This is a genomic window from Tianweitania sp., from assembly GCF_032053605.1.
GTDB lineage: Bacteria > Pseudomonadota > Alphaproteobacteria > Rhizobiales > Rhizobiaceae > Tianweitania.
This window is the reverse complement of record NZ_DAMBUH010000003.1, coordinates 55,552-78,825: the sequence shown is the minus strand read 5'-3', so window position 1 is coordinate 78,825 and position 23,274 is coordinate 55,552. Positions and strand designations below refer to the sequence as shown.

Genomic DNA, 23,274 nt, shown 5'->3' with positions numbered 1-23,274 from the left:
ACGCCACAGGCGGCTGATGCTGGACCACCCGCTTGCCGTGCATGGCTCATTCGGCGGCTCATTCGGCTGCCACCAAACCTGCCAGCTCGCGGTTTTTCATCAGCTTGAAGGTAATGGAATCCATGAGCGCCTGGAAAGATGCGTCGATGACATTGTCCGACACGCCTACCGTGCGCCAACGCGAGCCCTGCTTGTCCTGCGATTCGATCAAGACGCGGGTCACGGCCTCCGTGCCGCCGTTCAGGATGCGGACCTTGTAGTCCACCAGTTCCAGATCCTCGATCTCGTCCTGAAACTTGCCGAGATCCTTGCGCAAGGCGATGTCGAGTGCGTTCACCGGGCCGTTGCCTTCGGCGACCGACATCTTCTCTTCGCCGTCAACCATGACCTTCACGACGGCTTCCGATACGGTCTTTAGCTGGCCTACGGAATCGAAGCGGCGCTCGACCATGCAGCGGAAGCTGGTGACGGCGAAGAAGTTCGGTACGTGACCCAGCATCTGGCGCGCCAGAAGCTCGAAGCTCGCATCCGCGCCTTCATAGGCATAGCCCTGCGCTTCGCGATCCTTCACCAGCGCGATCAGCGTATCCAGCCTGCTATCATCGCGCGCGACATGAACGCCGCGGCGCTTCAACTCGGCGATGAAGTTGGCTTTGCCACCCTGATCCGAAACCATGACGCGACGGCGGTTGCCTACCGTCTTCGGGGGCACATGCTCGTAGGTTTCCGGCTCTTTCAGCAAGGCTGAAGCATGGATGCCGGCCTTGGTGGCGAAGGCTGAGGAGCCGACATACGGCGCCTGCTCATGCGGCGCGCGGTTCAGCAATTCGTCGAAGGCATGCGACAGGCGCGAGATGCCGCTCAGCGCCTCATGCGTAATGCCGAGTTCAAAGCGCTCTGTGAAAGCCGGCTTCAGCATTAGGGTCGGGATCAGGCTGACCAGATTGGCATTGCCGCAGCGCTCGCCGATGCCGTTCAGCGTGCCCTGGATCTGCCGTGCCCCGGCCTCCACGGCTGCAAGCGAGTTCGCAACGGCTTGCCCCGTATCGTCATGCGCATGGATGCCGAGATGGCTGCCCGGTACCCCGGCGTCGATAACCTTGCCGACGATCGTACGCACTTCGGATGGCAGGGTGCCGCCATTTGTGTCGCACAGCACGATCCATCGCGCGCCCGCTTCGAAGGCCGTTCGGGCGCAGGCCAGAGCATAATCCGGATTGGCCTTGAAGCCGTCGAAGAAGTGCTCGCAGTCGACCAGCGCTTCCTTGCCAGCCGCAACTGCTGCTTCGACGGACGCCTTTATCGCGTCGAGGTTCTCCTCATTCGTGCAGCCGAGCGCGACACGGACATGATAGTCCCAGCTCTTCGCGACAAAGCAGATCGCGTCCGATGATGCCTGCGTCTGCGCCGCCAGACCGGGATCGTTCGACGCCGAAACGCCGACGCGCTTGGTCATGCCGAAAGCGACGAACTTCGCCCGCGCCGTGCGCTTCTTCGTAAAGAAAGCCGTGTCGGTGGGGTTGGCACCGGGATAGCCGCCCTCGACATAGTCCAGCCCGAACACGTCCAGCATCCCGGCGATCGCGATCTTGTCCTCGACGGAAAAGTCGATGCCAGGCGTCTGCTGGCCGTCGCGCAGCGTCGTGTCGAACAGGAATAGTCGCTCTCTTCCGGTCATCGTGCCAACTCGTTCCGCGCGACGGAGGCTCTCTTTTGTTCGTCCTCGCACGCTTCGCTACTGCGGGCGAACGGGCAGCGCAACGTCGTGTCGAACAGGAACAGGCGCTCGCGGTTCATGACCCGGACTTGCCGGCGAAGCGGTCGGTGGCGCGGATCAGCTGGTCGAGGATGCCCGGCTCGGAATAAGCATGGCCAGCACCTTCGATGATGTGCAATTCCGAATCCGGCCACGCCTTGTGCAACTCCCAGGCGGTGCGCAGCGGACACGGCATGTCGTAACGGCCGTGGATGATGACACCGGGAATATCAGCCAGCTTGCCGGCATCGCGGATCAGCTGACCTTCTTCCAACCAGCCGGCATGGGTGAAGTAGTGGTTTTCGATCCGCGAAAAGGCCAGCGCGAAGTCGTCGCCATCATGCTGGGCGCTGAGTGCGGGGTCCGGCAGCAGCGTGATTGTCTCGCCTTCCCACAGGCTCCAAGCCTTGGCAGCGGCGATCTGCTCGGCGCGGTCGTCACCTACCAGTCGCTTGCGGTAGGCAGCCATGAGGTCGCCGCGCTCGGCTTCTGGGATCGGCGCGATGAAGCGCTCCCACTTGTCGGGGAACATCTCGGACACGCCGAACTGGTAGTACCAGCTCAGTTCCGCCTTGGTCAGCGTATAGATGCCACGCAGCACCAACTCGCTCACACGCTCCGGATGCGTTTCCGCATAGGCCAGTGCCAGGGTCGAGCCCCATGAGCCGCCGAACACCAGCCATTGCTCCACACCCACCATGTCACGCAGCCGCTCGATGTCGGCAACGAGGTCCCAGGTCGTGTTGGCGTCCAGCGAGGCATGCGGCTCGGAGCGGCCCGCGCCGCGCTGCTCGAACAGGAGCACGTCGTAAAGTGCTGGATCGAACAGCCGGCGGTGGTTCGGCGAGAGCGTCGAGCCCGGCCCGCCATGCAGAAACACGGCCGGCTTGGCGCCCGGTGTGCCCGACCGTTCCCAGTAAATGCGATGACCGTCGCCGACATCGAGATGGCCAGACGCATAGGCTTCGATGGCGGGATACAGCTGGCGCAAAGGCTGGCTCATGGCTTGCTTCCTTGAGGCCAGGCCTCGGTGTCGTAGTCGGGATGCTGGTAGTTCTTCAGGTCGGCCAAGAAGGGCGAAACCTCCTCGTCGTCTTCGGTGCGCTGGCCCGGCAGATCGTGCAGCGCATCGACGTAAGGCAGCTTGTTTTCGATGCCCCATTGCTTGTCCGGCGCAACGCTGGCGGGATCATCGAAGGCGCCGATCGCCAAAGCGACGCCATCATCCGCTTCAAACGAAAGCGGCGTGCCGCATTCCGCGCAGAAACCGCGCGTGGCGATGCTGGACGACTTGAAGCGCTTGGGCTCACCGCGCGTCCAGCGTAGCGTGCCTTCGTTCACGGTCGCCAGCGGCGCATAGAAGCTGCCGAACGCCTTCTGGCACATGCGGCAATGGCAGATGGAGGCATGATGCAGCGCGCCCTCAACGCGAAAACGAACAGCGCCGCACTGACAGCCGCCGGTGTAGATCGGTTTGTTGTCCAGGCTCATCGTTTGACCTCCCATGTCGTGATGCGCTCGCCCGTGGCGGGATCCTTACCGTCCTTGAGCTGAATGCCTTTCGCAAGAAGTTCGTCGCGGATCTTGTCGGCTTCGGTCCAGTTCTTGGCTCGGATGAGATCAAGACGACGCTGGACGATCTCGGCAACATCGACGTCGCCCGTATCCTTCCGGACCGGATCGATGCCCAGCAGATGCAAGGAAGCAAGGGCGGCTCCGGCCTGCCCTTCATTCATCAAGGCATGGATGCGCACGAAGGCTTCGTTGAGATTGAGGTCGTCAGCCAGTGCATCGAGCACGATGCTGTCAGGCGCATCCGCCGGCTCCGCATCCTTCGCCAGCCGCTCCCAGCGCTCGATCTCGCGCAGCGCTTCTTCCAGCTTCGCGACGGTGAAGTCGATCGGCTCGCGATAGTTGGTCTTCAGCATTGCCAGCCGCAGCACTTCGCCCGGCCACTTACGCCCGCCGAACTTGTCCGTATGAAGCAGGTCGTGGATCGTCACGAAGTTACCTTCGCTCTTCGACATCTTGCGACCTTCGACCTGCACGAAGCCGTTATGCATCCAGACATTGGCCATCACGTCCCGGCCGTGGGCGCAGCAGGATTGGGCGATCTCGTTTTCATGATGCGGGAAGATCAGGTCGAGCCCGCCGCCATGGATATCGAACACTTCGCCGAGATAGGCCGCCGACATGGCCGAGCATTCTATGTGCCATCCGGGGCGGCCGCGAATGGCAAGCGGCTTTTCGCCGACGGTGAACTGCGCGTCCCAGCCGGGCTCTTCAACGGATGAGGCCTTCCACAACACGAAGTCGCCGGGGTTCTTCTTGTGGGCGTCGACCGCAATGCGCGCGCCCGCCTGTTGTTCGTCGAGCGGGCGGCGGGACAGCTTGCCATAGTCCTGCATCGAAGCAGTATCGAACAGGATTTCGCCATCCGTTGCATAGGCATGGCCGCGATCGATGAGGATCTGAATCAGGCTCACCATGTCCGTCTTGCCGTCGTCGCGCGGCAGCACGAACTCGGTGGCGCGCGGCTCGTGTTTCGGCGGCAGGCAGCCCAGCGCCTCGACATCCCTATGGAACTGGTTGGCCGTCTTCTCCGTGACCTTGCGGATCGCCTCGTTCAGCGGCAAGGCGGGATAATCGCGCAGGGCCCGCGCGTTGATCTTGTCGTCCACATCCGTGATGTTGCGGACATAGGTGACGTGATCCTCGCCATAGACATGGCGCAGCAGGCGATACAGCACGTCGAACACGATGACGGGCCGCGCATTGCCGATATGGGCGAAGTCGTAGACCGTCGGGCCGCAGACATACATGCGCACATTGTCCGGATCGATGGGCGTGAACACGTCCTTCGACCGGGTGAGCGTGTTGGTGAGCCTGAGCTGCGTGTCCGCCATTCTTCTGTTCCTTCCCCTCGAATGACCCCGGATTTACACCGCGCGCCGACCTGCCTGCTGGCCGGGGCGTTTGTCTCGTCTTGATGGAAGAAGGCGAAAACGACCGGACCAGCTGAGCGCTAGCCGATAATGCAAATCCCGCAGATTGCGAAAGCCGTTTTCATGGGAAGGGTTTATGCCGCCTGCCCCAGGGAAAAGCAAGATGATGAGCAGGTCGGCCGTTGCCCAATCGCAACAGCGATCATGCCCTACAATCGGAGGAGAACAGGCGGTCGGAACCGCTAGGGTTTTATTAAACATAGAAGCAAAGAGTTACCGGGATGAAGCGACCGATCCCCGTTTCCCGACACGCTTTGGTCCTAATCGGCCAGCATCGGTCGACAGCACGTTCATCATCCGTTGGAGGTATCAAGATGCCGCAAATCAAGCCTGCGCAAGCCACTCAATCGCACGCGCGCCAAGATGTCGAACTCGCCGACCAGTATCGCCAGATCGGATCCGCCGCGATCCTCGGCGCGCTCGCAGCCAGGATGAAGCAGGAACAGGCCGAGAGCGACAATGGCCAGAAGCGTTCGCGCCAGGCAGCTTAAATTTCAGAACAGGCGAAGTTGATCCGGTTCTTCGCCCTTCTTCAACACCTTCGGCTTCGGCACCGCTGCCGGCGCCTCGACCCGTTCGATCAGGTCCGGGCCAAGCTTGGCGACCTTGTTGACGCGATCCGATACCGGGATCGCTTCGAAGAAATCCGGCTGAACCGGCTTCAAGAGGTCGAGCACATCGCGCGGCTCCTGCGTGCGGCAGTCGAGCCAGCGCGCGAAATCCTCTCGTTTGATCACTACCGGCATGCGGTCATGGATCGGAGCCAATGTTTCATTGGCTGACGTGGTCAGGATGGCGGCCGTGTCGATCTCCGAGCCACCCGGTTCGCTGAAGCTTTCCATCAATCCGGCAAAAGCAATCAGCCCGCCGCCTTTGGGGCGGATAAAGAAGGGCTGCCTGGTTTTGCCATCCCGCCGCCATTCATAGAAACCGGTTGTCGGCACCAGCACGCGGCGATGGCGCATGGCCGTCTTGAAGGCAGCCTTCTCCAGAACGGTCTCAGCACGGGCATTGATCATCAGCGGCATGTCCGCCGGGTTCTTCGCCCAGGATGGAATCAGGCCCCAGCGCACCAGAACTGCTTGCCGGTCCGGCAGGTTGGAGCCGGGTTCGCGCGGCGGTGCGGGAAGGACAACGAGCACCGGCTGAGTCGGCGCGATGTTGTAGCGCGGCGGAAACGGCTCCAGATCGATCGAGGCGAAGATGTCTTCGACCTCGTTCGGCGTCGCGATGAGTGTGAAGCGTCCGCACATGCGCTTGTGTATTTCCTCGTGAATTTCCGGTTCCAGATTGCGGCGGTGTTTGACTTGGCTTCCAAGCCCTAGATAGTCGCTCGTAATGGCAAATGCACCGATTCCCGCTGTGTCCGTTGCTTTGCGAGACAAGGACCGTTTCCTGCTCGTGAAGCGCGGCCGCGCGCCGAGCAAGGACTACTGGGCATTCCCAGGCGGGCGCGTCGAATCAGGTGAGACGCTCGACGAAGCGGTTAAGCGCGAGCTTACCGAGGAAACCGGCCTCGTTGCCGCTGATTATCGCATGATCAGGATGATCACCCTGTCCGGCGAATGGGGATCGTTCGACCTGCATATCTTCAGCGCGGTTGCTTGCGGCAACACGAAGGCGGTGGCTGCTGATGATGCCGCCGATGCGGGCTGGTTCAGCCTGAGCGACATGGCAGTGATGCAGGTAACCCCGTCCACGATCGAGATCGCCGAAGAAATTCTTGAGGCCGCGCCTTCAAGCGACCATGTTGAAGAGGCAGGATCAGATCAATGATCCGCCGTGCGCTCCCCATTTCTGTGCTTGTCGCTGCCCTCTCAGTCTGCCAGCCCGTTCGTGCGGCCGAAGCACCGTTCGAACCGTCTCTGCTGCGCTTGTCGGAAGTGCTTGGCTCGCTGCACTACCTTACGACGCTGTGCAAAGAGGATGGCCCGCAATGGCGCGGCTTGATGGAAAAACTGGTGAGTGCCGAAGCGCCTGACGAGGCCCGAAAGGCCAGGTTCATCGCAAGCTTCAACCGCGGCTATCGCTCGTTTGCCAGCGTTTACACGACCTGCACGGCGTCGGCGAAAACCGCGCTTCAACGCTATCGCAGCGAGGGTCAGGACCTTGCCAGCCAGACTGCCGCACGTTTTGGCAATTAAGACACAGTTTACTTTTTAACCATCTCGCAGGATGACGACTCGACGGACTGTGCTAAACTTTAATGGGACATTAAAAGAAAGCATCAAGTTCGCCCGGTGTTGCGCCCGGGAGACACACATGCAGACGGGAAGAATCGCAATCATGGAACCAGGCCGTAGCGACATCGACGCCATGATCCGTGAGGAAAAGCGGCTCACGGCTGTTGAAAGCCATAGCGAAGCTTGGGCTGACGGCATCTCCGCCGGCATCGAGCCCGAGATCATGGCCGAAACGGCGTTGGCCACTGCTTTGGAGGAACTGCTTCGCGTGTCCGGCGATGAAGCTGCCCTAGCGCTTCTCGAGCGCATGCGTGAGCGCGTTGAGGCCGGCGAGTTCAACGCCAACCAATCTCGCCATTAGTCCTGAATTAAGTCCCGAAAGCGTTTTATCCGGCTGCTCGAAAGGCTGGACACCCGATTCGCTTGGAAGGAACCCGATGATGCGTGCACAACGCCTGCTCCCTGCGCTGGGGCTTGTCCTCGGCGGCACCCTTCTTGCTTCGACGGCCTTAGTCACCTTCAGTGTGCCGGCCTTCGCTTTGAGCGAAATCCCGCAGGGTGCGCCGAGCGAGCCATCGGCATCGACGCCGTCGATCCAGCGCACGCCCCTGCCGCTGCCCAACGCCAATGACGGAGAGACCACTGCGCCGGATGCGCAGCCCGGGCAGGATAATCCCGATGACAGCGGCGACGAGCCGCAAACCTCTCCGTCCGCCGTTCACCCGCGCGCCGATCCCGACAGCCCGCCGCCCGAAATCGTTTATGATCTGCAGCGTTTGCCGGAACCGGTGAAGCGCATGCACCAGCTGATCATCGACGCCTGCAAGAGTGGCGACCTGGAAAAGCTGCGGCCGCTGATCGGCAATGGTGATTCGCAGACTCAGTTGACGCTGGGCGAAATCGACGGCGATCCGATCGACTTCATCCGCCAGCTGGCCGGCGACGACCAGGGTCAGGAAATTCTCGCGATCCTCGAAGAGATTCTGGAAGCCGGCTATGTCCATGTGGATGCCGGAACGCCCGAAGAGCTTTACGTCTGGCCCTACTTCTTCGCTTTGCCGCTGGACAAGCTGACGCCGGCCCAGCGCGTCGAGCTGTTCCGCATCGTGACGGCCGGCGACTTCGAGGAGATGAAGAGCATCGGCGCCTACATCTTCTACCGCGTCGGCATCACGCCGGAAGGCCGCTGGTCCTTCTTCGTCGCTGGCGAATAAGCGACCTCCGGCCGATAGGGCGCCCTCAGGCGGGGAGCGCGTCCGAGAACAGCACCGGCTGTCCGGTTGAAGGCGTGACGATCTCGCCTTCCCACATCACGCGCGTTCCGCGCACCACAGTGCCGACCGGCCAGCCTGTCACCTGCTTGCCGTCATAAGGCGTCCAGCCAGCCTTCGAGCCGGCCTGCGCATGGGTGATGGTTTCGGTGCGCTTCATGTCGACGATCGTGAAGTCGGCATCGTAGCCCACGGCGATCCGTCCCTTGCGCGCCATGCCGAAGATGCGATTCGGGCCGTGGCTCGACAGGTCCACGAAACGCTGCAGCGACAGGCGCCCGGCGTTGACGTGATCGAGCATGATCGGAACCAGCGTCTGCACACCGGTCATACCGGAGGGCGAGGCGGGATAAGGCTTGGCCTTTTCCTCCAAAGTGTGCGGCGCATGATCGGAGCCCAGCACATCGACGATGCCCTGGCTGATACCCTCCCAGATGCCGTCGCGATGATGCGCATCCCGCACAGGCGGGTTCATCTGGATGAGGGTGCCGCGACGAGCATAATCGTCCGCCGACAGCGTCAAGTGATGCGGCGTCGCCTCACAGGTTGCGACATCCTTGTGTTTGGCCAGGAAAGGGATCTCGTCGCGCGTTGAAATATGCAAAACGTGGATCTTTGCCCGTGCCTTTCGGGCAATTGACACCAGTCGTTCGGTGCATTGCAGCGCCGCAATGGCATCGCGCCAGACCGGATGCGAGGACGGATCCCCCTCGACCCGCTTGCCCAAGCGCTCGCGCAACCGGAACTCATCCTCGGAATGAAAGGCCGCGCGGCGACGCGTGTTCTTCAGGATCTCGTAGACCCCGTTGTCGTCTTCCACCAGCAGATCGCCGGTCGATGACCCCATGAAAACCTTGATCCCTGCGGCACCCGGCAGGCGCTCCAGTTCTGCCACGTCGCCCGCATTCTCGCGCGTTCCGCCGACCCAGAAGGCGAAGTCGCAATGCATGCGGTTTGTGGCGCGCTTGATCTTTTCGGCCAGAGCAGCCTCACTCGTGGTCAGCGGATTGGTGTTTGGCATCTCGAACACCGCCGTCACCCCTCCCAGCACGGCCGCGCGCGAACCGGTTTCCAGATCTTCCTTGTGCTCCATGCCCGGCTCGCGGAAATGGACCTGGCTGTCGACCACGCCCGGCAGGATATGCAGGCCCGTGCAATCGACTCGCTCACCAGCATCTGCTCGGGACAGGTCACCGATGTAAGCGATCCGCCCCGACGTGACGCCGATGTCTCTGATCGCCTCGCCATCATGGTTCACCACCGTGGCGCCTGCCAGGATCAGATCGTAGCTCGCGGTCATCGCAACTTGTCCCCGTTGATGGCCGGGCTTACGTAATGGGCAGCCTTGTGACAAGTGAAGACCATGCCCGTTGTATCCCTTCCTGACCGCGCCTGCATTCTCGTCACCGGCCCTGAGGCCGAGGACTTCCTGCAGAACATCCTGACGCTTGACCTCCTTACGCTTCAAGCCGGCGAGGCACGACCGGGTGCGCTGCTGACGCCGCAGGGCAAGATCCTGTTCGACTTCCTGATCTCGCGAATAAATGGCGGCTTCCGGTTGGAATGCCGGAGCGACATCGCCGCGGATTTTGCCCGGCGGTTGATGATGTACCGGCTACGCGCCAAGGTAGAAATCTCCGTTGAAGATGAATCGCTTGTGCAGATTGGCTGGGGCGATAAATCCGCTTCCTCACAATCAGGATCATCTGTTTTGGATCGCCGCTTTCCGGATGTATCGGTGAGTCGTTTCTACGATGCCGACCTTTCGGCTTCTGCAGCCTTGGACAAGTGGGCCGCTTTTCGCGTCGCACAGGGCGTGGCGGAAAGCGGATCCGATTACGAACTTTCCGACGCTTTCCCGCATGATGTTCTCCTCGACCAGAACGGGGGCGTCGGCTTCAAGAAGGGCTGCTATGTCGGCCAGGAAGTCGTTTCGCGCATGCAGCATCGGGGCACTGCGCGCCGCCGCATGTTGATCGCAACTGCTGATGCCGCGCTTCCTGCTTTCGGAACGCCGATCACGGTTGATGGCCGACCGGTCGGCACCATGGGTTCGTCCACCGGAGCGTCCGGTTTGGCTTTGGTGCGGCTCGACAAGGTGAAGAGTGCGGTTGATCGCGGCGTGCCGCTGCTCGCAGGAGAAACCAGCGTCACGCTTTCCATTCCGGCCTGGGCGAAATTCGGCTTTCCCGAAGCCACTGCTGCAGAAGACTGATGTCCGTGCGAACCGCACCAAAGGCGCGCGCCTGGCAGCGCATGTTGTCAGGGCGGCGGCTGGATCTGCTTGATCCGTTCCCTCTCGACGTCGAAATCACCGATATTGCGCACGGACTTGCCCGAGTCGCGCGCTGGAATGGCCAAACCGTGGGCGATCATGCGTTCTCTGTCGCGCAGCATTCGCTGCTGGTTGAAGACATCGTGTCGGTCCTGCAGCCCGAAACACATGATGCGATCCAACTTGCTGCCCTTCTCCACGATGCGCCGGAATATGTCATCGGCGACATGATCTCACCCTTCAAGGCGGCGGTGGGTGGTGATTACAAGGCCGTCGAGCATCGCCTGCAAACGGCCATTCACCTGCGTTTCGGCCTGGCGCCCGTTCTACCCGCGCCCGTCAAAACCCTGATCAAACGGGCCGACCACATCGCCGCTTATTTCGAGGCGACGCAGCTTGCCGGCTTCAGCGAAAAGGAAGCCGCCGAGTTCTTTGGCCGGCCTCGCGGCTTGTCGGCTGACCGTTTCCCCTTGACGCCATTGCCAGCGCTTGCCGTGCAGGAAGCCTTTCTCCAACGCCATGCCGAGATCTGGCGGAACTGAGTTCCACCCCTTCCGGCCTTCCCCCTGCCGCATTCGGTTGGTGAATGGCGCCCTCGGCGCGATTGGTAGCCGCCGAATGATGGAGACGTCTTGATTATGAATGGTTCGACACCCAACTTCTTTGCTGCGGCAGGTGATACGTGGCAGGCGCTGATTGCGCTGGTGGTCGCCTATTCCTTCTCCGCGGTGGGTGCGATCCTGATCCTGATCATCGGCTGGCTGATCGCCGGTTTGGCCGAGCGCTGGTCCTATCGTGCCATGGGCGCCTTCGGCCATGTCGACGAGACGGTAAAGCGCTTCCTGTCCAAGAGCCTGCGCTACGGCGTCTTGATCCTGGTCGCGATCACCGTTCTGTCCCAATTCGGCGTGCAAACCACGAGCATCATCGCCGCCCTCGGTGCCGCCGGCCTGGCGGTTGGCCTTGCGTTGCAAGGCACGCTTCAGAACATCGCGGCGGGCTTGATGCTGCTGTTCCTGCGTCCCTTCCGGGTGGGCGAGTATATCGAGACATCCGCGATCGGGGGCACCATCCGCGATGTAGGCCTGTTTGCCACCGAGTTGCAGACCAAAGAGGGCATCTATGTGCTCGCGCCGAACAGCTCGCTTTGGAACACGCCAGTCAAGAACTACACCCGCAACGCCACGCGTCGCAATGAGCTGACCGTCAAGATCGGTGGCGACACCAATCTTGAAGAAGCCCAGGCCGTTCTTCGCGGCCTGCTCGATGCCGATCCGCGCGTCATCAACGATCCGGCGCCGGCCGTGTATGTTTCCGAGCTCAGCGGTGCGGGCTTGACCCTGGCGGCGCGCTACTGGACGGCGACGACGGACTTCACGGCTGCCCGCTTCGACCTGAACCGCGCGCTGGAAGAGGCGCTGCGCAACAAGGGCATTGCGATCAAGTAATCGCTTCCATCAAGATTGCTGAAGCACCGGTTTCATCAATTCATTTGAAGCTGCAGACAAAGCGCGTAGTTTGGCGTTCCCTTCGGAGCTCCGCCCATGTCCCGCGCCTCAGCTGTTCAAACTCAGCAAAACGGCCTTCCCTGGCTGATCATCATCTGCGGCTGTCTGGTCGCGGCGCTGACCTTCGGCCCGCGCTCGGCAATGGGCTTCTACCAGCTGCCTTTGCTGGCCGAAAAAGGCTGGGACCGCACCACGTTCAGCCTGGCCATGGCGCTGCAGAACCTGGCTTGGGGCTTCGGAACGCCGATCTTCGGCGCGCTGGCAGACCGCTATGGCACGTGGCGCGTTCTGGCGCTGTCTGGAATCATCTACTGCGCGGGCCTCGTCATGATGGCAACTGCTACCTCGCCGGGCATGCTGTATCTCGGCGGCGGCATCATGGTTGGACTGGGCGTAGCGTCCGGCTCCTTCGGCATCGTGCTGGCAGCTTTCGCGCGCAATGTGGTGCCTGAGCGCCGCAGCTTCGTGTTCGGGCTGGGAACGGCTGCTGGCTCGGCCGGCATGTTCCTGTTTGCGCCGCTCAGCCAGGGTCTGATCGAAGCCTATGGCTGGTATCAGTCGCTGCTGATCATGGCCGGCATGATGCTTCTGCTGCCCTTCATCGCCATTCCCTTGCGCGGCAACTCCAAGAGCGGACTGGCTCAGCAGGCCGTGTATGAGCAGACGATGGGCGCTGCGCTGAAGGAAGCGCTAGGGCACCGCTCCTATAATCTGCTGGTCGCCGGCTTCTTCGTTTGCGGTTTCCAGGTGGCTTTCATCACCGCGCATTTCCCAGCCTATATCGCCGATCTCGGCATTGAGGCCCGCTATGCGGTTTTGGCTCTGGCGCTGATCGGCTTCTTCAACATTATCGGCTCACTCAGCGCCGGCGCGATTGCGCAGCGTTATTCGAAGCCGCACTTCCTCGCCTGGATCTATTTCGGGCGCTCGGTGCTGGTGACGGCCTTCCTGCTTTTGCCGCAATCGCCCGCATCGGTGATCGTGTTTGCGGTGCTGATGGGTCTGCTCTGGTTATCGACCGTGCCGCCGACAAACGGATTAGTGGCAATCATGTTCGGCACGCGGCATCTCGGACTGCTGGGCGGCATCGCCTTCTTCTCGCATCAGATCGGTTCGTTTCTCGGCGTTTGGCTGGGCGGTTATCTCTACGACCGCATCGGCAGCTACGATCCCGTCTGGTGGCTGGGTGTCGTGCTTGGCCTGTTTGCCGCCGTGATGCATCTCCCGATCCGGGAAAAGCCCGTGGAGCGCCCTACTCTCGCCGCAGCGGAATAAGGTCAGACAGTGGGCACTGATGGTGCCTGCCGACCCAGCGCCTTCAACAACGCCGCAAGGAAGCTCGCACGGGACTCCGGCGCGGTGATGCCGCGCGGCTCGTAGACATGCCGCGCCAGAAAGTAGCCGCTCAGGCGAAAGGCGGCGCTGACTGCCTGCCCGTCGCCGCTGATCTCCGCGCCGCTTTTCAGGAACGGCGGCAGCGGCAGGAGTTTGTCGGCCCATGGTTCACCGGCTTCGGCCGAAATCGCACGGCCGGTTTTTGGCGAGACATAGGTGAGGTTGTCGCGTGTTCCGGTCGCACCGCATTGCAGCAGATCGAGGCCGAAGCCGAGTTCATCCAGCACCATGATCTCGAAGCGAGCAAGCAGCGCGCCGGCCACCGTCGCATCATCGAGATGGGCGATGATGAGGCCCAGCGTCTCGTATAGACGGGCATGCGGATCGCGTTCTGGCAGAAGGCGCAGGTGGGCGGCTAGCGTTTGCAAGCCGTGAACGGCGGTGGCGCTCTCCAGCAGCCGCGCTGCGTTTTGCTCAATCGGCTCGACCTGGAAGGTGCCGAGTTGCTCGTCCAGTCGCGCCCGCCATGAGACATCTACGCGGTTGCCGGGCTGGAGAAAGGGTCGCATGCGTCGCGAACGTCCGCCGCGCACCATGCCGAGATGGCGCCCACGCCCGCGCGTCATCACTTCAAGGATGACGCTGGTTTCGCCGTGCTTACGAGTTGCGAGGATGATGCCTTCGTCGCGCCACTCCATAAACGCGTATGTGAGCCCCCTAGGAGGGGAACTCAAGCCCCATCTCGCGATAACGCTCGGGATCGTCGCCCCAGTTCTCGCGTACTTTCACGAACAGGAAGAGATGCACGGTCTGTTCCAGCATGTCGCCGATCTCGCGGCGCGCGGCTTGGCCGATAGCACGAATCGTTTCGCCCTTGTGGCCAAGCACGATCTTCTTCTGGCTGTCGCGCTCGACATAGATGACCTGCTCGATGCGCACCGAGCCGTCCGACTTTTCTTCCCACTTCTCCGTTTCGATCGTGGAAGAATAGGGAAGTTCCTGATGCAGGCGCAGATACAGCTTTTCGCGCGTCACTTCGGCGGCCAGCTGGCGCATCGGCAGGTCCGAAATCTGATCTTCCGGATAATACCAGGGGCCGGCGGGCAGCGTTTCGGCGAGATAGTTCAGGAAGTCCTTACAACCGGAACCCGTCAGCGCCGAAATCATGAAGGTGCGGGTGAAAGCAACCTTCTCGTTGGCTTCCGCCGTCAGCTTCAACAGCGCTTCCGGGTTGACGCGATCGACCTTGTTCAAAAGCAGGATCTTGGGCTGCTGTACCTCGGCGAGGCTTTCCAGGATCGCCTGAGCATCGCCGCGAATGCCGCGTTCGGCATCGATCAGCAGAACGATCAGGTCGGCATCCTTGGCGCCGCGCCAAGCGGTGGTGACCATCGCGGTATCGAGGCGGCGGCGCGGGCGGAAAATGCCGGGCGTGTCCACGAACACGATCTGCGCCTTGTCCTGCGTGACTACGCCGCGGACCATGGCGCGTGTCGTCTGCACCTTATGCGTGACGATCGAGACCTTGGAGCCGACGAGCTGATTCAGCAGCGTCGACTTGCCCGCATTCGGCGCGCCGATCAACGCGACGAAACCGGAGCGGGTGTCGAGTCCTGTTGAGGCGTTGTCGGTCGAAGCTTCGGTCTCAGGCATTCACTGTTTCCTCGTCGTCCGCCCAAACAGCCTCACGGATCAGAACAGCGCGGGCAGCCGCCTGTTCCGCTTCACGCTTGGAGCGGCCGGTTCCTTGTTCCTCGGCAACACCGGCAATCACCACCTTGACCACGAAAACGGGATCATGGTCCGGACCGGTGCGGCTTGCAACGCTATAGCTCGGCGTGACGGCGCGGGTTTGATGCGCCCATTCCTGCAATTCGGTCTTGGCATCGCGCCGGGCCGATTGCGCCTTGGTCGCATGCTCCTTCCAGAAGGTGCGGATGAATGTCCGCGCCGGCTCGAATCCGCCATCTAGATAGATCGCTGCGATCAGCGCTTCCATGACGTCGGAGCGCATGTTGACGCGCTTGCGACCGGTCACGCCGCGCAACTCACGCCCGGCCTTGATCCACTCGGACAAACCGATGTCTTCCGCGATCGCCGCCAGCGTTTCGGCATTGACCAGTGCGTTGAGCCGGACCGACATCTCGCCTTCGTTCGAAGTCGGGTAATCCGCATAGAGCCAATCGGCAACGACCAGGCCAAGCACGCGATCGCCCAGAAATTCGAGACGCTGATAGTCCGTGCCGCCCGCAGGCCGGGCGCTGGCATGCGTCAGCGCGCCTTCCAGCCTTGCCGGATCGTTGAACGTGTAGCCGATCCGTTCTTCCAGTGCCCTGCCCGACGGCTCCCCTTGCTTTCGACGCGGCATACTATCGAACAGCGTTGAGCAGCCGCGATGCGCGCAGCTCGGTCGGCCACTTCCAGATCTCGAGCGGGCTGGCACCGTCGGCGATGGAGAAGAAGATGATGTTGGCGCGACCAACCAGGTTTTCTTCCGGCACGTAGCCGACGGTGAAGCGGCTGTCAGTGGAGTTGTCGCGATTGTCGCCCATCATGAAGTAATGCGCGGGCGGCACGACGAATTCGCGCGTATCGTCGCCAACGGCGTTCGGCGACAGATCCAGCGTGTTGTAGGAAACGCCGTTGGGCAGCGTCTCGCGATACACGTCGACCGGGCGATTCTCTTCGGTGATGTCTGGATTGTCGATATGCCCGACCTGCTCGCGCGGCACGGCCTGATCGTTGATGTAGAGCACACCGCGACGCACCTGAATGCGATCGCCCGGCAGGCCGATCACGCGCTTGATGTAGTCGAGCGCTGGGTTCGGCGGATATTTGAACACGACAACATCGCCGCGCTCCGGCTGCGAACCCCAGATCCGACCTTCGAACAGATTGGGGCTGAAGGGCAGCGAATGCTTGGAATACCCATAGGCCCACTTCGTCACGAAGAGGTAATCGCCTTCCAGCAGCGTCGGACGCATCGAACCCGAAGGGATCGAGAAGGGCTGAAAGAACAGCGTCCGGATAATGAGAGCGAGGATCAGCGCCTGGGCGATCACATTGATGGTTTCACCAAAGCCGCCGCTTTTCTTGTCAGTCTTGTCTGCCACGCTCAATCCGTCTCCGGTCCGGCGCTCGAGCATGAGCGCCGCAGGTCATTCTGCCATCTCTTATCCGCTAGAGTGATCGTGGGCAATGCAGGCGGCAAAGCGGCGTTGACGACGCTTATTCCGGCAAAGCCTCAATGATCACGAAGGCTTGAGCCAGCGGGTAATCGTCGGTGATCGTCAGATGCACCACCGCGCGGTGCTTTGCCGGCATCATCTGCGCCAGGCGATCCGCGGCACCGCCGGTCAGCTCCATCGTCGGCTTGCCGCCCGGCAGGTTTACGACGCCCATGTCGCGCCAGAAAACACCCCGCGACAGACCCGTACCAAGCGCCTTGGAACAGGCTTCCTTGGCCGCGAAGCGCTTGGCATAAGACGCCGCACGTTCCTTGCGCCGTTCGGACTTTGCTTGCTCGACCTCAGTGAAGACCCGCGCGCGAAAACGCTCGCCATGCCGTTCAAGCGTTTTCTCGATCCGTCGGATGTCGATGAGATCGCTGCCGATACCGATGATCATGGCGCGCTATCAGGCCGGCGCGTTGGTGTAGCGGCTGCCGGGCTTCACCGGCGGGATCTTGGCCAACTCTTCCGGCATGAGATCCGGCGGATAGGCCGGCACTTCATACTGAGCGAGGGCCACCAGCGGCACGCCGACGTCGGCCTTGCCGGCGGAGCGATCGATGATGCAGGCCGCACCAAGTACGTTGGCACCGACTTTCACCATGGCGGTCACTGTCTCACGGATCGACAGACCCGTCGTGACGATATCCTCCACGATGACGATGCGTGCGCCTTCGTCGATGTCGAAGCGCTTCAGCCGGAACTCGCCGTTTTCGCGCTCGACCCAGATGGAGGGCACGCCGAGATGACGGGAGGTCTCGTAGGATGGAATGAGGCCGCCGATCGCCGGACCGACGACATAATCGATGCCATCCGGGAACTGCTGACGGATCTTCTCGGCCAGCGCCCGGCAGAGCTTCTCCGTCTTGTCGGCATGCATGAACACGCGTGCCTTCTGCAGGAAGATCGGGCTGCGCAGGCCCGAGGTCAGGATGAAGTGACCTTCGAGGATGGCACCAGCCTCGCGAAAAACCTCAATCACTTCATCCGTGTCCATGGAGCCCCTCCAATCCGTATGATCAGCCATTGACGCGGCGTGCGTCACTAACGCTGGATGTATCCTTGAGTTGCGACAGCAACCGGTTGAGATGCTTGAGATCCCACACTTCCAGGTCGATCAGCACTTCCGTGAAATCGGGTGCGGTGCTGACCATGGAGAGGTTGTGGATATTGGCATCGTTGGCCGCAATGACCCCGGCGATCTCTGCAAGCGAACCCGGCGCGTTGATCAGCGTGACCGAGATTCGGGCAGGGAAGCGCTCTGCGGTCGCCTCGTCGATATCCCAGCGCACATCGATCCATCGCTCAGGGTGATCATCGAAGGCGGTGAGCGAGGGCGACTGGATCGGGTAGATCGTGATGCCCTGCCCCGGCTCCAGAATGCCGACAATCCGGTCGCCAGGCACAGCACCTTCGGGCGCGAACTTCACCGGCAGGTCACCCTGCACGCCGCGAATCGGAAGCGCACCATCGGTTCTCGTCTTGCGCGAGGAGGACGAACGGCCCGGTACCTGGAACAGCATGCCGGCAGCATTGCGGATGTTGAACCAGCCTTCTTCGCGCTGACGCGGCACCGGCGGAACGCGCTCGTCCTTGTAGTCGGGAAACAGCGCCTTGATGACATATTGCGATGGCAACTCGCCGCGACCAACCGCTGCCAGTACGTCGTCGATCTCTTTCTGTCCAAGCCGATGCAGAACCGGCTTCAGCTTTTCCTTGGAGAAGGTCTTGCCGCTGCGCTCGAAGGCGCGCTCCAGAATGCGGATGCCCAGACCGGAATATTGCTTGCGGATCGCGTTCTTGGTGGCGCGCCGGATGGCCGCGCGCGCCTTGCCCGTCACCACCATGGATTCCCACGCAGCAGGCGGAACCTGCGCCTTGGAACGGATGATCTCGACCTCGTCGCCGTTCTTCAGCTCGGTCATCAGCGGCATGACATGGCCGTTGACCTTCACGCCGACGCAGGTGTCGCCAACATCGGTGTGCACGGCGTAAGCGAAGTCGATTGGCGTTGCGCCGCGCGGCAGGGCGATCAGCTTGCCCTTCGGCGTGAAGCAAAAGACCTGGTCCTGGAACAGCTCAAGCTTGGTGTTTTCGAGGAAGTCTTCCGGGCTGTCGCCTTCTGCCAACGCCTCGATCGTGCGCCGCAGCCAGGCATAGGCGTTGGTGTCCTTGGAGACGCCGTGACCAGCCGGCGCCTTGTTCATGCCGTCCTTGTAAAGGGCATGCGCGGCCACGCCATATTCGGCGATCTTGTTCATGTCGTCGGTACGGATCTGCAGCTCGATACGCTGCTTCGCCGGACCGACGATCGTGGTGTGGATCGAGCTGTAATCGTTCTGCTTGGGCGTCGAAATGTAGTCCTTGAACCGCCCCGGCACCATCGACCAGGTCGTGTGGATCAGGCCGAGCACGCGATAACAGTCTTCCACGCTTCCCACGAGCACTCGGAAGCCGAAGATGTCGGACAACTGCTCGAACGAAAGCGCCTTGGTTTCCATCTTGCGGAAAACCGACCACGCCTTTTTCTGGCGGCTTTTCACGCTGGCCTTGATGCCGAAGCGCGCAAACAGCTCCGACAAGAGCTTTTCGATGTCTGTCAGCGTCGTCTTGTTGCGCTCGAAGATGTCGGCAAGGCGGTGGGTGACAGTTTCGAAGGCTTCCGGATTGATATGGCGGAAGGCGAGTTCTTCAAGCTCTTCGCGCACACCCTGCATACCCATACGGCCAGCCAGCGGCGCATAGATATCCATGGTTTCCTCCGCGATCCGAAGACGCTTTTCCGGCGCCATGTGATCAAGGGTCCGCATATTATGCATGCGGTCGGCGAGCTTGACGAGGAGAACGCGCACGTCCTGCGCAATCGCCAGCAGGAGCTTGCGCAGGTTCTCCGCCTGCTCCGCCTTCTTGGAAACGAGATCGAGCTTCTTGAGCTTGGTCAGGCCTTCGACAAGACGGCCGAGATCCTGGCCAAACAGTGCGTCGATTTCCTGGCGCGTAGCCGACGTGTCCTCGATCGTGTCATGCAGCAATGCGACGGCAATCGTCGCCTCGTCCATATGCATGTCGGTGAGGATCGCCGCGACTTCGAGGGGATGCGAGAAGTAGGGATCGCCCGAAGCACGCTTTTGGTGACCATGCTTCTGCATGGCATAAACATAGGCTTTGTTGAGCAGCGCTTCGTTGACGTCAGGCTTGTAGCGCTGGACGCGCTCGACAAGCTCATACTGACGCATCATGGGCGGAAGCTCCAAAGCAGAACAAGAAAAGGGGTACCGCCGCCGAACTGCGCCGATACCCCTCAAGTAGCATCAAATCGCCCTCATGAAAGAGGCGGCGATTGAACCAAGCAATCAGAAATCGTCGCTTTTTTCCGGAGCTACGAGACCCTCGATGCCAGCGATCAGATCTTCTTCCGTCATGCGGTCGAAGGTGATGTTTTCTTCTTCGACATCGTCAGCCGGCGCATTGGCGTTGGCTTCGACCTGACCGGCATCGGCTTCCGGCTCGTCGACTTCCACATGCTTCTGCAGCGAGTGAATCAAATCTTCCTTGAGGTCGCCTGGCGACAGCTTTTCGTCGGCGATTTCGCGCAGAGCCACGACCGGGTTCTTGTCGTTGTCACGATCAACGGTGATCGGCGCACCCTGCGAAATAAGGCGGGCGCGATGACCGGCAAGCAGAACCAGCTCGAAGCGGTTGTTCACCTTGTCGATGCAATCTTCAACGGTTACGCGGGCCATGAATGCCCCTTTCCTATCGATGGATGTCGGAATTTGAGGCGTGCTTAGCCGGAAAAGGCGGAAAAAACAAGGCAAAGTGCCGCGCTTCGCAATCATCGCTTTTCGGCAGAAATGTGATTACGGCTTGATCATAGTGCAACGCTTTTTCGTGCCGTCAGTTTCTCCAAGATGTTTCGACTTTGAATTTTCGTAGAAGGACTTTTCCAATGTTCGACCCGCGCGAAAAGATCGCTTTGTTCATCGACGGAGCCAATCTCTACGCCACATCGCGTTCCCTCGGCTTCGACATCGACTACCGCAAGCTTCTCGCGAATTTTCAGAAGCGCGGCTACCTCCTGCGGGCCTATTATTACACGGCGCTCGTCGAGGATCAGGAATATTCCTCGATACGACCGCTGATCGACTGGCTCGACTATAACGGCTATCGCGTCGTCACAAAGCCGGCCAAGGAATTCACTGACGCAACCGGCCGCCGCAAGGTGAAGGGCAACATGGATATCGAGCTCGCGATCGATGCACTTGAGCTCGCCGATGTTGTCGACCACTACGTGATCTTTTCAGGCGACGGCGACTTCCGCACGCTGGTGGAAGCGCTGCAGCGTCGCGGCCGAAAGGTCAGTGTGGTTTCTACCATGTCCTCGCAGCCGCCGATGATTTCGGACGAGTTGCGCCGTCAGGCCGATCATTTCATCGACCTTCAGTCCTTGCGCGCCGAGGTGGGGCGTGATCCTTCCGAGCGGCCGGTTCGTCGCCCAGATCCGGTCGAGCTTGAACCGGAAGACGATCTTGTCTGATGCCATCCCGCAGCCGGAGCCTTCGCCCGACTGCAATTACTGCCCCCGCCTCCATGACTTCATCGCCGGATGGCGCGAGCGCGAACCAAGCTGGTTCAATGCGCCGGTTCCGCCTTTCCTGCCGATTAAGGGAATAGCGTCCGCCAAGCTGCTGATCATCGGCCTGGCACCTGGGGTGCGCGGCGCCAACCGCACGGGCCGGCCTTTTACGGGCGATTATGCCGGTGATCTGCTTTACAGCACGCTGCTGAAGTTTGGCTTTGCCACCGGCCATTTCGAAGCACGGCCCGATGATAGTCTCCAACTGCTGGACACAGCGATCGTCAATGCCGTTCGCTGCGTGCCGCCGGAAAACAAGCCGACGCCGGAAGAAATCCGCACCTGTCGGCAATTTCTTACGCCGATGTTTGATCAACCCGATTCGTTGCGCGTGGTTGTGACGTTAGGCTCCATTGCGCACCAGTCGACAGTCCGCGCCTATGGTTTGAAGATCAAGGATTACCCGTTTAAGCACGGGCTGCCGGCTGATGTGCCGGGCGGGCCAACGATCATCTCGAGCTACCACTGCTCGCGCTACAACACGAACACAGGCGTGCTGACCACATCCATGTTCCATGACGTGTTCAGGCTCGCGCGTAGCGTGATCGATTCAGTAGGCTGAGCTTATTGCGCCGGTGCTGCTGGCGGCACAGGCTCGACATATTCGAGCCGCAGCGGCAGTTGGTAGGTGGCTTCCGCGACATAACCGTTGAGCGAGATTGGCGGCAGATCGCCGAGCGCTGACAGGATCGCCTTCTGAGCGTCCTGCGACAGAATCGAATGCACGATCTTCGGTTTGCCGACCTTGCCTTCTGGATCAAGCCGGAACTCGACCGTCACATTGCTGGGCGACGCCTCTCGCGCAACTGCGATAACCCGCTCATCAGCTCGCACCGTGATCAGATGCTGGTGCAAGCGCTGCGCGAATTCCGCATCTGTTTCGGCGGCATGGGCCGGCAGCATCGCCGCAGTCATAAAGACCAGCCCTAGCAGAAGTCGTTTCATCAACCCCGGTCCTTCATAAGCCGGGCCTTTTCGCGGCCCCAGTCCCGCTGCTTGGCGGCTTCGCGCTTGTCGTGCAGCTTGCGGCCACGCGCAACGGCGAGCTGCAGCTTCGCCCTGCCGCGATCGTTGAAATAGATCTTCAATGGCACCAGCGTCATGCCTTCACGCTCGATGCTTTGCGACAGGCGCGCCATTTCGCGCTTGTTCAGCAAGAGTTTGCGCCGCCGGCGCGGCTCATGATTGAAGCGGTTCGCCTGCAAGTATTCCGGCAGATAGGAGTTGATCAGCCAGATTTCGCCGCCTTCCACCGACGCGTAGGATTCGCCGATCGTGGCATGCCCTTCGCGCAACGATTTGATCTCGGTGCCCGTCAGAACGAGCCCGGCCTCCAGCGTATCGAGAACCTCGTAGGAAAAGCGCGCCTTGCGGTTCTCGGCTGCAATCTTGTTGTTGGGGTCGTGCTTCTTCTGAGTCATGGCTTCTAGATAGGGCTGTTAAAGCCTTAGTTCATCAGCCCGGCATGCTTCAAAGCAGCATCGATCTTCTCGGCCGTGCTGTTTTCCACCGTCACGAGCGGTGACCGCACGACGTTCTCGATCTTGCCGAGGCGCGACAGCGCGTATTTCGTGCCGGAAACGCCTGGCTCCAGGAAGATAGCCTTATGCAGCGGCATCAAGCGATCCTGCAATTCGCGAGCGCGCTCCATGTCGTTGGCGCGGCACGCTTCCTGGAACTCCGAGCAAAGCCGCGGCGCGACATTCGACGTAACAGAAATCGCACCAACGCCACCATGCGCGTTGAACCCGAGGGCAGATGCGTCTTCACCCGAAAGCTGGATGAAGCCCTTGCCGCAGGTGATGCGCTGTTCCGACACGCGCTCGATCTTGCCGGTCGCGTCCTTCACACCGACGATGTTCTTGAAGTCATGCGCCAGCTGGCCCATCGTTTCCGGCGTCATGTCGATCACCGACCGACCAGGAATGTTGTAGATCAGGATCGGCAGCGAGGTCGCTTCGGCAACCGCCTTGAAGTGGGCGTACAACCCACGCTGCGGCGGCTTGTTGTAGTAGGGCGTGACGACCAGAACGGCATCGGCGCCAACACTTTCCGCGAACTGCGCCAGTTCCACG

Annotated in this window: 28 protein-coding genes; 11 read left to right on the top strand and 17 right to left on the bottom strand. The window is 61.2% G+C overall.

The window, feature by feature from the left end; all coding sequences use genetic code 11:
- Positions 1-58 precede the first annotated feature (58 nt).
- The 4 genes from cimA to cysS all read right to left on the bottom strand — a co-directional run bounded on the left by cimA (position 59) and on the right by cysS (position 4,662).
- A complete protein-coding gene (cimA, locus tag RTX98_RS01670; protein ID WP_312794125.1) occupies positions 59-1,678 on the bottom strand; it encodes a citramalate synthase in 1,620 nt (539 codons plus the stop codon).
- Positions 1,679-1,793: 115 nt separating this feature from the next.
- Positions 1,794-2,759 (bottom strand): prolyl aminopeptidase, encoded by a 966-nt coding sequence (gene pip, locus RTX98_RS01665; RefSeq protein ID WP_312794123.1) that lies wholly within the window; start codon positions 2,757-2,759, stop codon positions 1,794-1,796.
- Complete coding sequence (locus RTX98_RS01660; protein WP_312794122.1) at positions 2,756-3,247, bottom strand: GFA family protein; 492 nt, start codon at positions 3,245-3,247, stop codon at positions 2,756-2,758. The genes pip and RTX98_RS01660 overlap by 4 nt, the downstream gene beginning before the upstream one ends.
- Positions 3,244-4,662 (bottom strand): cysteine--tRNA ligase, encoded by a 1,419-nt coding sequence (gene cysS, locus RTX98_RS01655; protein ID WP_312794121.1) that lies wholly within the window; start codon positions 4,660-4,662, stop codon positions 3,244-3,246. Before cysS ends, RTX98_RS01660 begins: the two co-directional genes overlap by 4 nt.
- A gap of 413 nt (positions 4,663-5,075) precedes the next feature.
- On the opposite strand from cysS, the gene RTX98_RS01650 reads away from it, so the two are divergent.
- Positions 5,076-5,252: a transcriptional regulator gene (locus RTX98_RS01650; RefSeq protein WP_312794120.1), complete on the top strand. Its 177-nt coding sequence runs from the start codon at positions 5,076-5,078 to the stop codon at positions 5,250-5,252.
- Positions 5,253-5,255: 3 nt separating this feature from the next.
- On the opposite strand, the gene RTX98_RS01645 is transcribed toward RTX98_RS01650, so the two are convergent.
- Complete coding sequence (locus RTX98_RS01645) at positions 5,256-6,014, bottom strand: SOS response-associated peptidase (protein WP_312794119.1); 759 nt, start codon at positions 6,012-6,014, stop codon at positions 5,256-5,258.
- A gap of 85 nt (positions 6,015-6,099) precedes the next feature.
- On the opposite strand from RTX98_RS01645, the gene RTX98_RS01640 reads away from it, so the two are divergent.
- The 4 genes from RTX98_RS01640 to RTX98_RS01625 all read left to right on the top strand — a co-directional run bounded on the left by RTX98_RS01640 (position 6,100) and on the right by RTX98_RS01625 (position 8,158).
- Positions 6,100-6,537, top strand: coding sequence for an NUDIX domain-containing protein (locus RTX98_RS01640; RefSeq protein ID WP_312794118.1), 438 nt, complete (start codon positions 6,100-6,102; stop codon positions 6,535-6,537).
- Positions 6,534-6,905: a TIGR02301 family protein gene (locus RTX98_RS01635; protein ID WP_312794117.1), complete on the top strand. Its 372-nt coding sequence runs from the start codon at positions 6,534-6,536 to the stop codon at positions 6,903-6,905. The genes RTX98_RS01640 and RTX98_RS01635 overlap by 4 nt, the downstream gene beginning before the upstream one ends.
- Before the next feature lie 142 nt (positions 6,906-7,047).
- A complete protein-coding gene (locus tag RTX98_RS01630) occupies positions 7,048-7,305 on the top strand; it encodes a hypothetical protein (RefSeq protein WP_189503189.1) in 258 nt (85 codons plus the stop codon).
- Between the two features lie 76 nt (positions 7,306-7,381).
- Positions 7,382-8,158 (top strand): hypothetical protein, encoded by a 777-nt coding sequence (locus RTX98_RS01625; protein ID WP_312794116.1) that lies wholly within the window; start codon positions 7,382-7,384, stop codon positions 8,156-8,158.
- A gap of 25 nt (positions 8,159-8,183) precedes the next feature.
- Here RTX98_RS01625 and RTX98_RS01620 read toward each other — a convergent pair whose 3' ends face one another.
- Positions 8,184-9,515 (bottom strand): dihydroorotase, encoded by a 1,332-nt coding sequence (locus RTX98_RS01620; protein WP_312794115.1) that lies wholly within the window; start codon positions 9,513-9,515, stop codon positions 8,184-8,186.
- 63 nt (positions 9,516-9,578) lie between these two features.
- On the opposite strand from RTX98_RS01620, the gene RTX98_RS01615 reads away from it, so the two are divergent.
- The 4 genes from RTX98_RS01615 to RTX98_RS01600 all read left to right on the top strand — a co-directional run bounded on the left by RTX98_RS01615 (position 9,579) and on the right by RTX98_RS01600 (position 13,273).
- The gene (locus RTX98_RS01615; RefSeq protein ID WP_312794114.1) at positions 9,579-10,430 is read left to right on the top strand and encodes a folate-binding protein YgfZ; all 852 of its coding nucleotides are present in this window, start codon (positions 9,579-9,581) and stop codon (positions 10,428-10,430) included.
- Entirely contained in the window at positions 10,430-11,032 is a 603-nt protein-coding gene (locus RTX98_RS01610) for an HD family hydrolase (protein WP_312794113.1), read from the top strand. Before RTX98_RS01615 ends, RTX98_RS01610 begins: the two co-directional genes overlap by 1 nt.
- A 96-nt stretch (positions 11,033-11,128) precedes the next feature.
- Complete coding sequence (locus RTX98_RS01605) at positions 11,129-11,938, top strand: mechanosensitive ion channel family protein (RefSeq protein ID WP_312794112.1); 810 nt, start codon at positions 11,129-11,131, stop codon at positions 11,936-11,938.
- A 96-nt stretch (positions 11,939-12,034) separates the two neighbouring features.
- Positions 12,035-13,273 carry an MFS transporter gene (locus RTX98_RS01600; protein ID WP_312794111.1) on the top strand — a complete coding sequence of 413 codons (1,239 nt, stop codon included), beginning with the start codon at positions 12,035-12,037 and terminating at the stop codon, positions 13,271-13,273.
- 2 nt (positions 13,274-13,275) lie between these two features.
- Here the strand turns inward: RTX98_RS01600 and recO are convergent, their stop codons facing one another.
- From recO to rpoZ, 8 genes are all read right to left on the bottom strand, one after another.
- A complete protein-coding gene (recO, locus tag RTX98_RS01595; RefSeq protein WP_312794109.1) occupies positions 13,276-14,031 on the bottom strand; it encodes a DNA repair protein RecO in 756 nt (251 codons plus the stop codon).
- Positions 14,032-14,050: 19 nt separating this feature from the next.
- Positions 14,051-14,986 carry a GTPase Era gene (gene era / locus RTX98_RS01590; protein ID WP_312794108.1) on the bottom strand — a complete coding sequence of 312 codons (936 nt, stop codon included), beginning with the start codon at positions 14,984-14,986 and terminating at the stop codon, positions 14,051-14,053.
- The gene (gene rnc / locus RTX98_RS01585; RefSeq protein ID WP_312794107.1) at positions 14,979-15,701 is read right to left on the bottom strand and encodes a ribonuclease III; all 723 of its coding nucleotides are present in this window, start codon (positions 15,699-15,701) and stop codon (positions 14,979-14,981) included. The genes era and rnc overlap by 8 nt, the downstream gene beginning before the upstream one ends.
- 1 nt (position 15,702) lies before the next feature.
- Complete coding sequence (gene lepB, locus RTX98_RS01580) at positions 15,703-16,452, bottom strand: signal peptidase I (RefSeq protein ID WP_312794106.1); 750 nt, start codon at positions 16,450-16,452, stop codon at positions 15,703-15,705.
- Between the two features lie 109 nt (positions 16,453-16,561).
- Positions 16,562-16,960, bottom strand: coding sequence for a holo-ACP synthase (gene acpS / locus RTX98_RS01575; protein WP_312794105.1), 399 nt, complete (start codon positions 16,958-16,960; stop codon positions 16,562-16,564).
- A 9-nt stretch (positions 16,961-16,969) separates the two neighbouring features.
- Positions 16,970-17,560 carry an orotate phosphoribosyltransferase gene (gene pyrE, locus RTX98_RS01570; protein ID WP_312794104.1) on the bottom strand — a complete coding sequence of 197 codons (591 nt, stop codon included), beginning with the start codon at positions 17,558-17,560 and terminating at the stop codon, positions 16,970-16,972.
- Positions 17,561-17,582: 22 nt separating this feature from the next.
- Entirely contained in the window at positions 17,583-19,802 is a 2,220-nt protein-coding gene (locus tag RTX98_RS01565; RefSeq protein WP_312794103.1) for a bifunctional (p)ppGpp synthetase/guanosine-3',5'-bis(diphosphate) 3'-pyrophosphohydrolase, read from the bottom strand.
- Between the two features lie 114 nt (positions 19,803-19,916).
- Positions 19,917-20,306: a DNA-directed RNA polymerase subunit omega gene (gene rpoZ, locus RTX98_RS01560; protein WP_189501397.1), complete on the bottom strand. Its 390-nt coding sequence runs from the start codon at positions 20,304-20,306 to the stop codon at positions 19,917-19,919.
- A 206-nt stretch (positions 20,307-20,512) separates the two neighbouring features.
- Here rpoZ and RTX98_RS01555 point away from each other — a divergent pair, with 206 nt between their 5' ends.
- Positions 20,513-21,100, top strand: coding sequence for an NYN domain-containing protein (locus tag RTX98_RS01555; protein WP_312794102.1), 588 nt, complete (start codon positions 20,513-20,515; stop codon positions 21,098-21,100).
- On the top strand, positions 21,093-21,761 hold the full coding sequence (locus tag RTX98_RS01550; protein WP_312794100.1) for a uracil-DNA glycosylase: 669 nt from the start codon (positions 21,093-21,095) through the stop codon (positions 21,759-21,761). Before RTX98_RS01555 ends, RTX98_RS01550 begins: the two co-directional genes overlap by 8 nt.
- 2 nt (positions 21,762-21,763) lie before the next feature.
- Here RTX98_RS01550 and RTX98_RS01545 read toward each other — a convergent pair whose 3' ends face one another.
- The 3 genes from RTX98_RS01545 to dapA form a co-directional block, all read right to left on the bottom strand.
- Positions 21,764-22,144 carry a hypothetical protein gene (locus RTX98_RS01545; RefSeq protein WP_312794098.1) on the bottom strand — a complete coding sequence of 127 codons (381 nt, stop codon included), beginning with the start codon at positions 22,142-22,144 and terminating at the stop codon, positions 21,764-21,766.
- On the bottom strand, positions 22,144-22,620 hold the full coding sequence (gene smpB / locus RTX98_RS01540) for an SsrA-binding protein SmpB (protein ID WP_312794096.1): 477 nt from the start codon (positions 22,618-22,620) through the stop codon (positions 22,144-22,146). Before smpB ends, RTX98_RS01545 begins: the two co-directional genes overlap by 1 nt.
- Positions 22,621-22,646: 26 nt before the next feature.
- Positions 22,647-23,274: 4-hydroxy-tetrahydrodipicolinate synthase (dapA, locus tag RTX98_RS01535; RefSeq protein WP_312794094.1), on the bottom strand; the 628-nt coding region annotated here is incomplete at its 5' end.

Bases quoted from the DNA above. Each gene is read 5' to 3' on its own strand.
- cimA (WP_312794125.1), bottom strand. From the start codon at position 1,678: ATGACCGGAAGAGAGCGACTATTCCTGTTCGACACGACGCTGCGCGAC.
- pip (WP_312794123.1), bottom strand. From the start codon at position 2,759: ATGAGCCAGCCTTTGCGCCAGCTGTATCCCGCCATCGAAGCCTATGCG.
- RTX98_RS01660 (WP_312794122.1), bottom strand. From the start codon at position 3,247: ATGAGCCTGGACAACAAACCGATCTACACCGGCGGCTGTCAGTGCGGC.
- cysS (WP_312794121.1), bottom strand. From the start codon at position 4,662: ATGGCGGACACGCAGCTCAGGCTCACCAACACGCTCACCCGGTCGAAG.
- RTX98_RS01650 (WP_312794120.1), top strand. From the start codon at position 5,076: ATGCCGCAAATCAAGCCTGCGCAAGCCACTCAATCGCACGCGCGCCAA.
- RTX98_RS01645 (WP_312794119.1), bottom strand. From the start codon at position 6,014: ATGTGCGGACGCTTCACACTCATCGCGACGCCGAACGAGGTCGAAGAC.
- RTX98_RS01640 (WP_312794118.1), top strand. From the start codon at position 6,100: ATGGCAAATGCACCGATTCCCGCTGTGTCCGTTGCTTTGCGAGACAAG.
- RTX98_RS01635 (WP_312794117.1), top strand. From the start codon at position 6,534: ATGATCCGCCGTGCGCTCCCCATTTCTGTGCTTGTCGCTGCCCTCTCA.
- RTX98_RS01630 (WP_189503189.1), top strand. From the start codon at position 7,048: ATGGAACCAGGCCGTAGCGACATCGACGCCATGATCCGTGAGGAAAAG.
- RTX98_RS01625 (WP_312794116.1), top strand. From the start codon at position 7,382: ATGATGCGTGCACAACGCCTGCTCCCTGCGCTGGGGCTTGTCCTCGGC.
- RTX98_RS01620 (WP_312794115.1), bottom strand. From the start codon at position 9,515: ATGACCGCGAGCTACGATCTGATCCTGGCAGGCGCCACGGTGGTGAAC.
- RTX98_RS01615 (WP_312794114.1), top strand. From the start codon at position 9,579: ATGCCCGTTGTATCCCTTCCTGACCGCGCCTGCATTCTCGTCACCGGC.
- RTX98_RS01610 (WP_312794113.1), top strand. From the start codon at position 10,430: ATGTCCGTGCGAACCGCACCAAAGGCGCGCGCCTGGCAGCGCATGTTG.
- RTX98_RS01605 (WP_312794112.1), top strand. From the start codon at position 11,129: ATGAATGGTTCGACACCCAACTTCTTTGCTGCGGCAGGTGATACGTGG.
- RTX98_RS01600 (WP_312794111.1), top strand. From the start codon at position 12,035: ATGTCCCGCGCCTCAGCTGTTCAAACTCAGCAAAACGGCCTTCCCTGG.
- recO (WP_312794109.1), bottom strand. From the start codon at position 14,031: ATGGAGTGGCGCGACGAAGGCATCATCCTCGCAACTCGTAAGCACGGC.
- era (WP_312794108.1), bottom strand. From the start codon at position 14,986: ATGCCTGAGACCGAAGCTTCGACCGACAACGCCTCAACAGGACTCGAC.
- rnc (WP_312794107.1), bottom strand. From the start codon at position 15,701: ATGCCGCGTCGAAAGCAAGGGGAGCCGTCGGGCAGGGCACTGGAAGAA.
- acpS (WP_312794105.1), bottom strand. From the start codon at position 16,960: ATGATCATCGGTATCGGCAGCGATCTCATCGACATCCGACGGATCGAG.
- pyrE (WP_312794104.1), bottom strand. From the start codon at position 17,560: ATGGACACGGATGAAGTGATTGAGGTTTTTCGCGAGGCTGGTGCCATC.
- RTX98_RS01565 (WP_312794103.1), bottom strand. From the start codon at position 19,802: ATGATGCGTCAGTATGAGCTTGTCGAGCGCGTCCAGCGCTACAAGCCT.
- rpoZ (WP_189501397.1), bottom strand. From the start codon at position 20,306: ATGGCCCGCGTAACCGTTGAAGATTGCATCGACAAGGTGAACAACCGC.
- RTX98_RS01555 (WP_312794102.1), top strand. From the start codon at position 20,513: ATGTTCGACCCGCGCGAAAAGATCGCTTTGTTCATCGACGGAGCCAAT.
- RTX98_RS01545 (WP_312794098.1), bottom strand. From the start codon at position 22,144: ATGAAACGACTTCTGCTAGGGCTGGTCTTTATGACTGCGGCGATGCTG.
- smpB (WP_312794096.1), bottom strand. From the start codon at position 22,620: ATGACTCAGAAGAAGCACGACCCCAACAACAAGATTGCAGCCGAGAAC.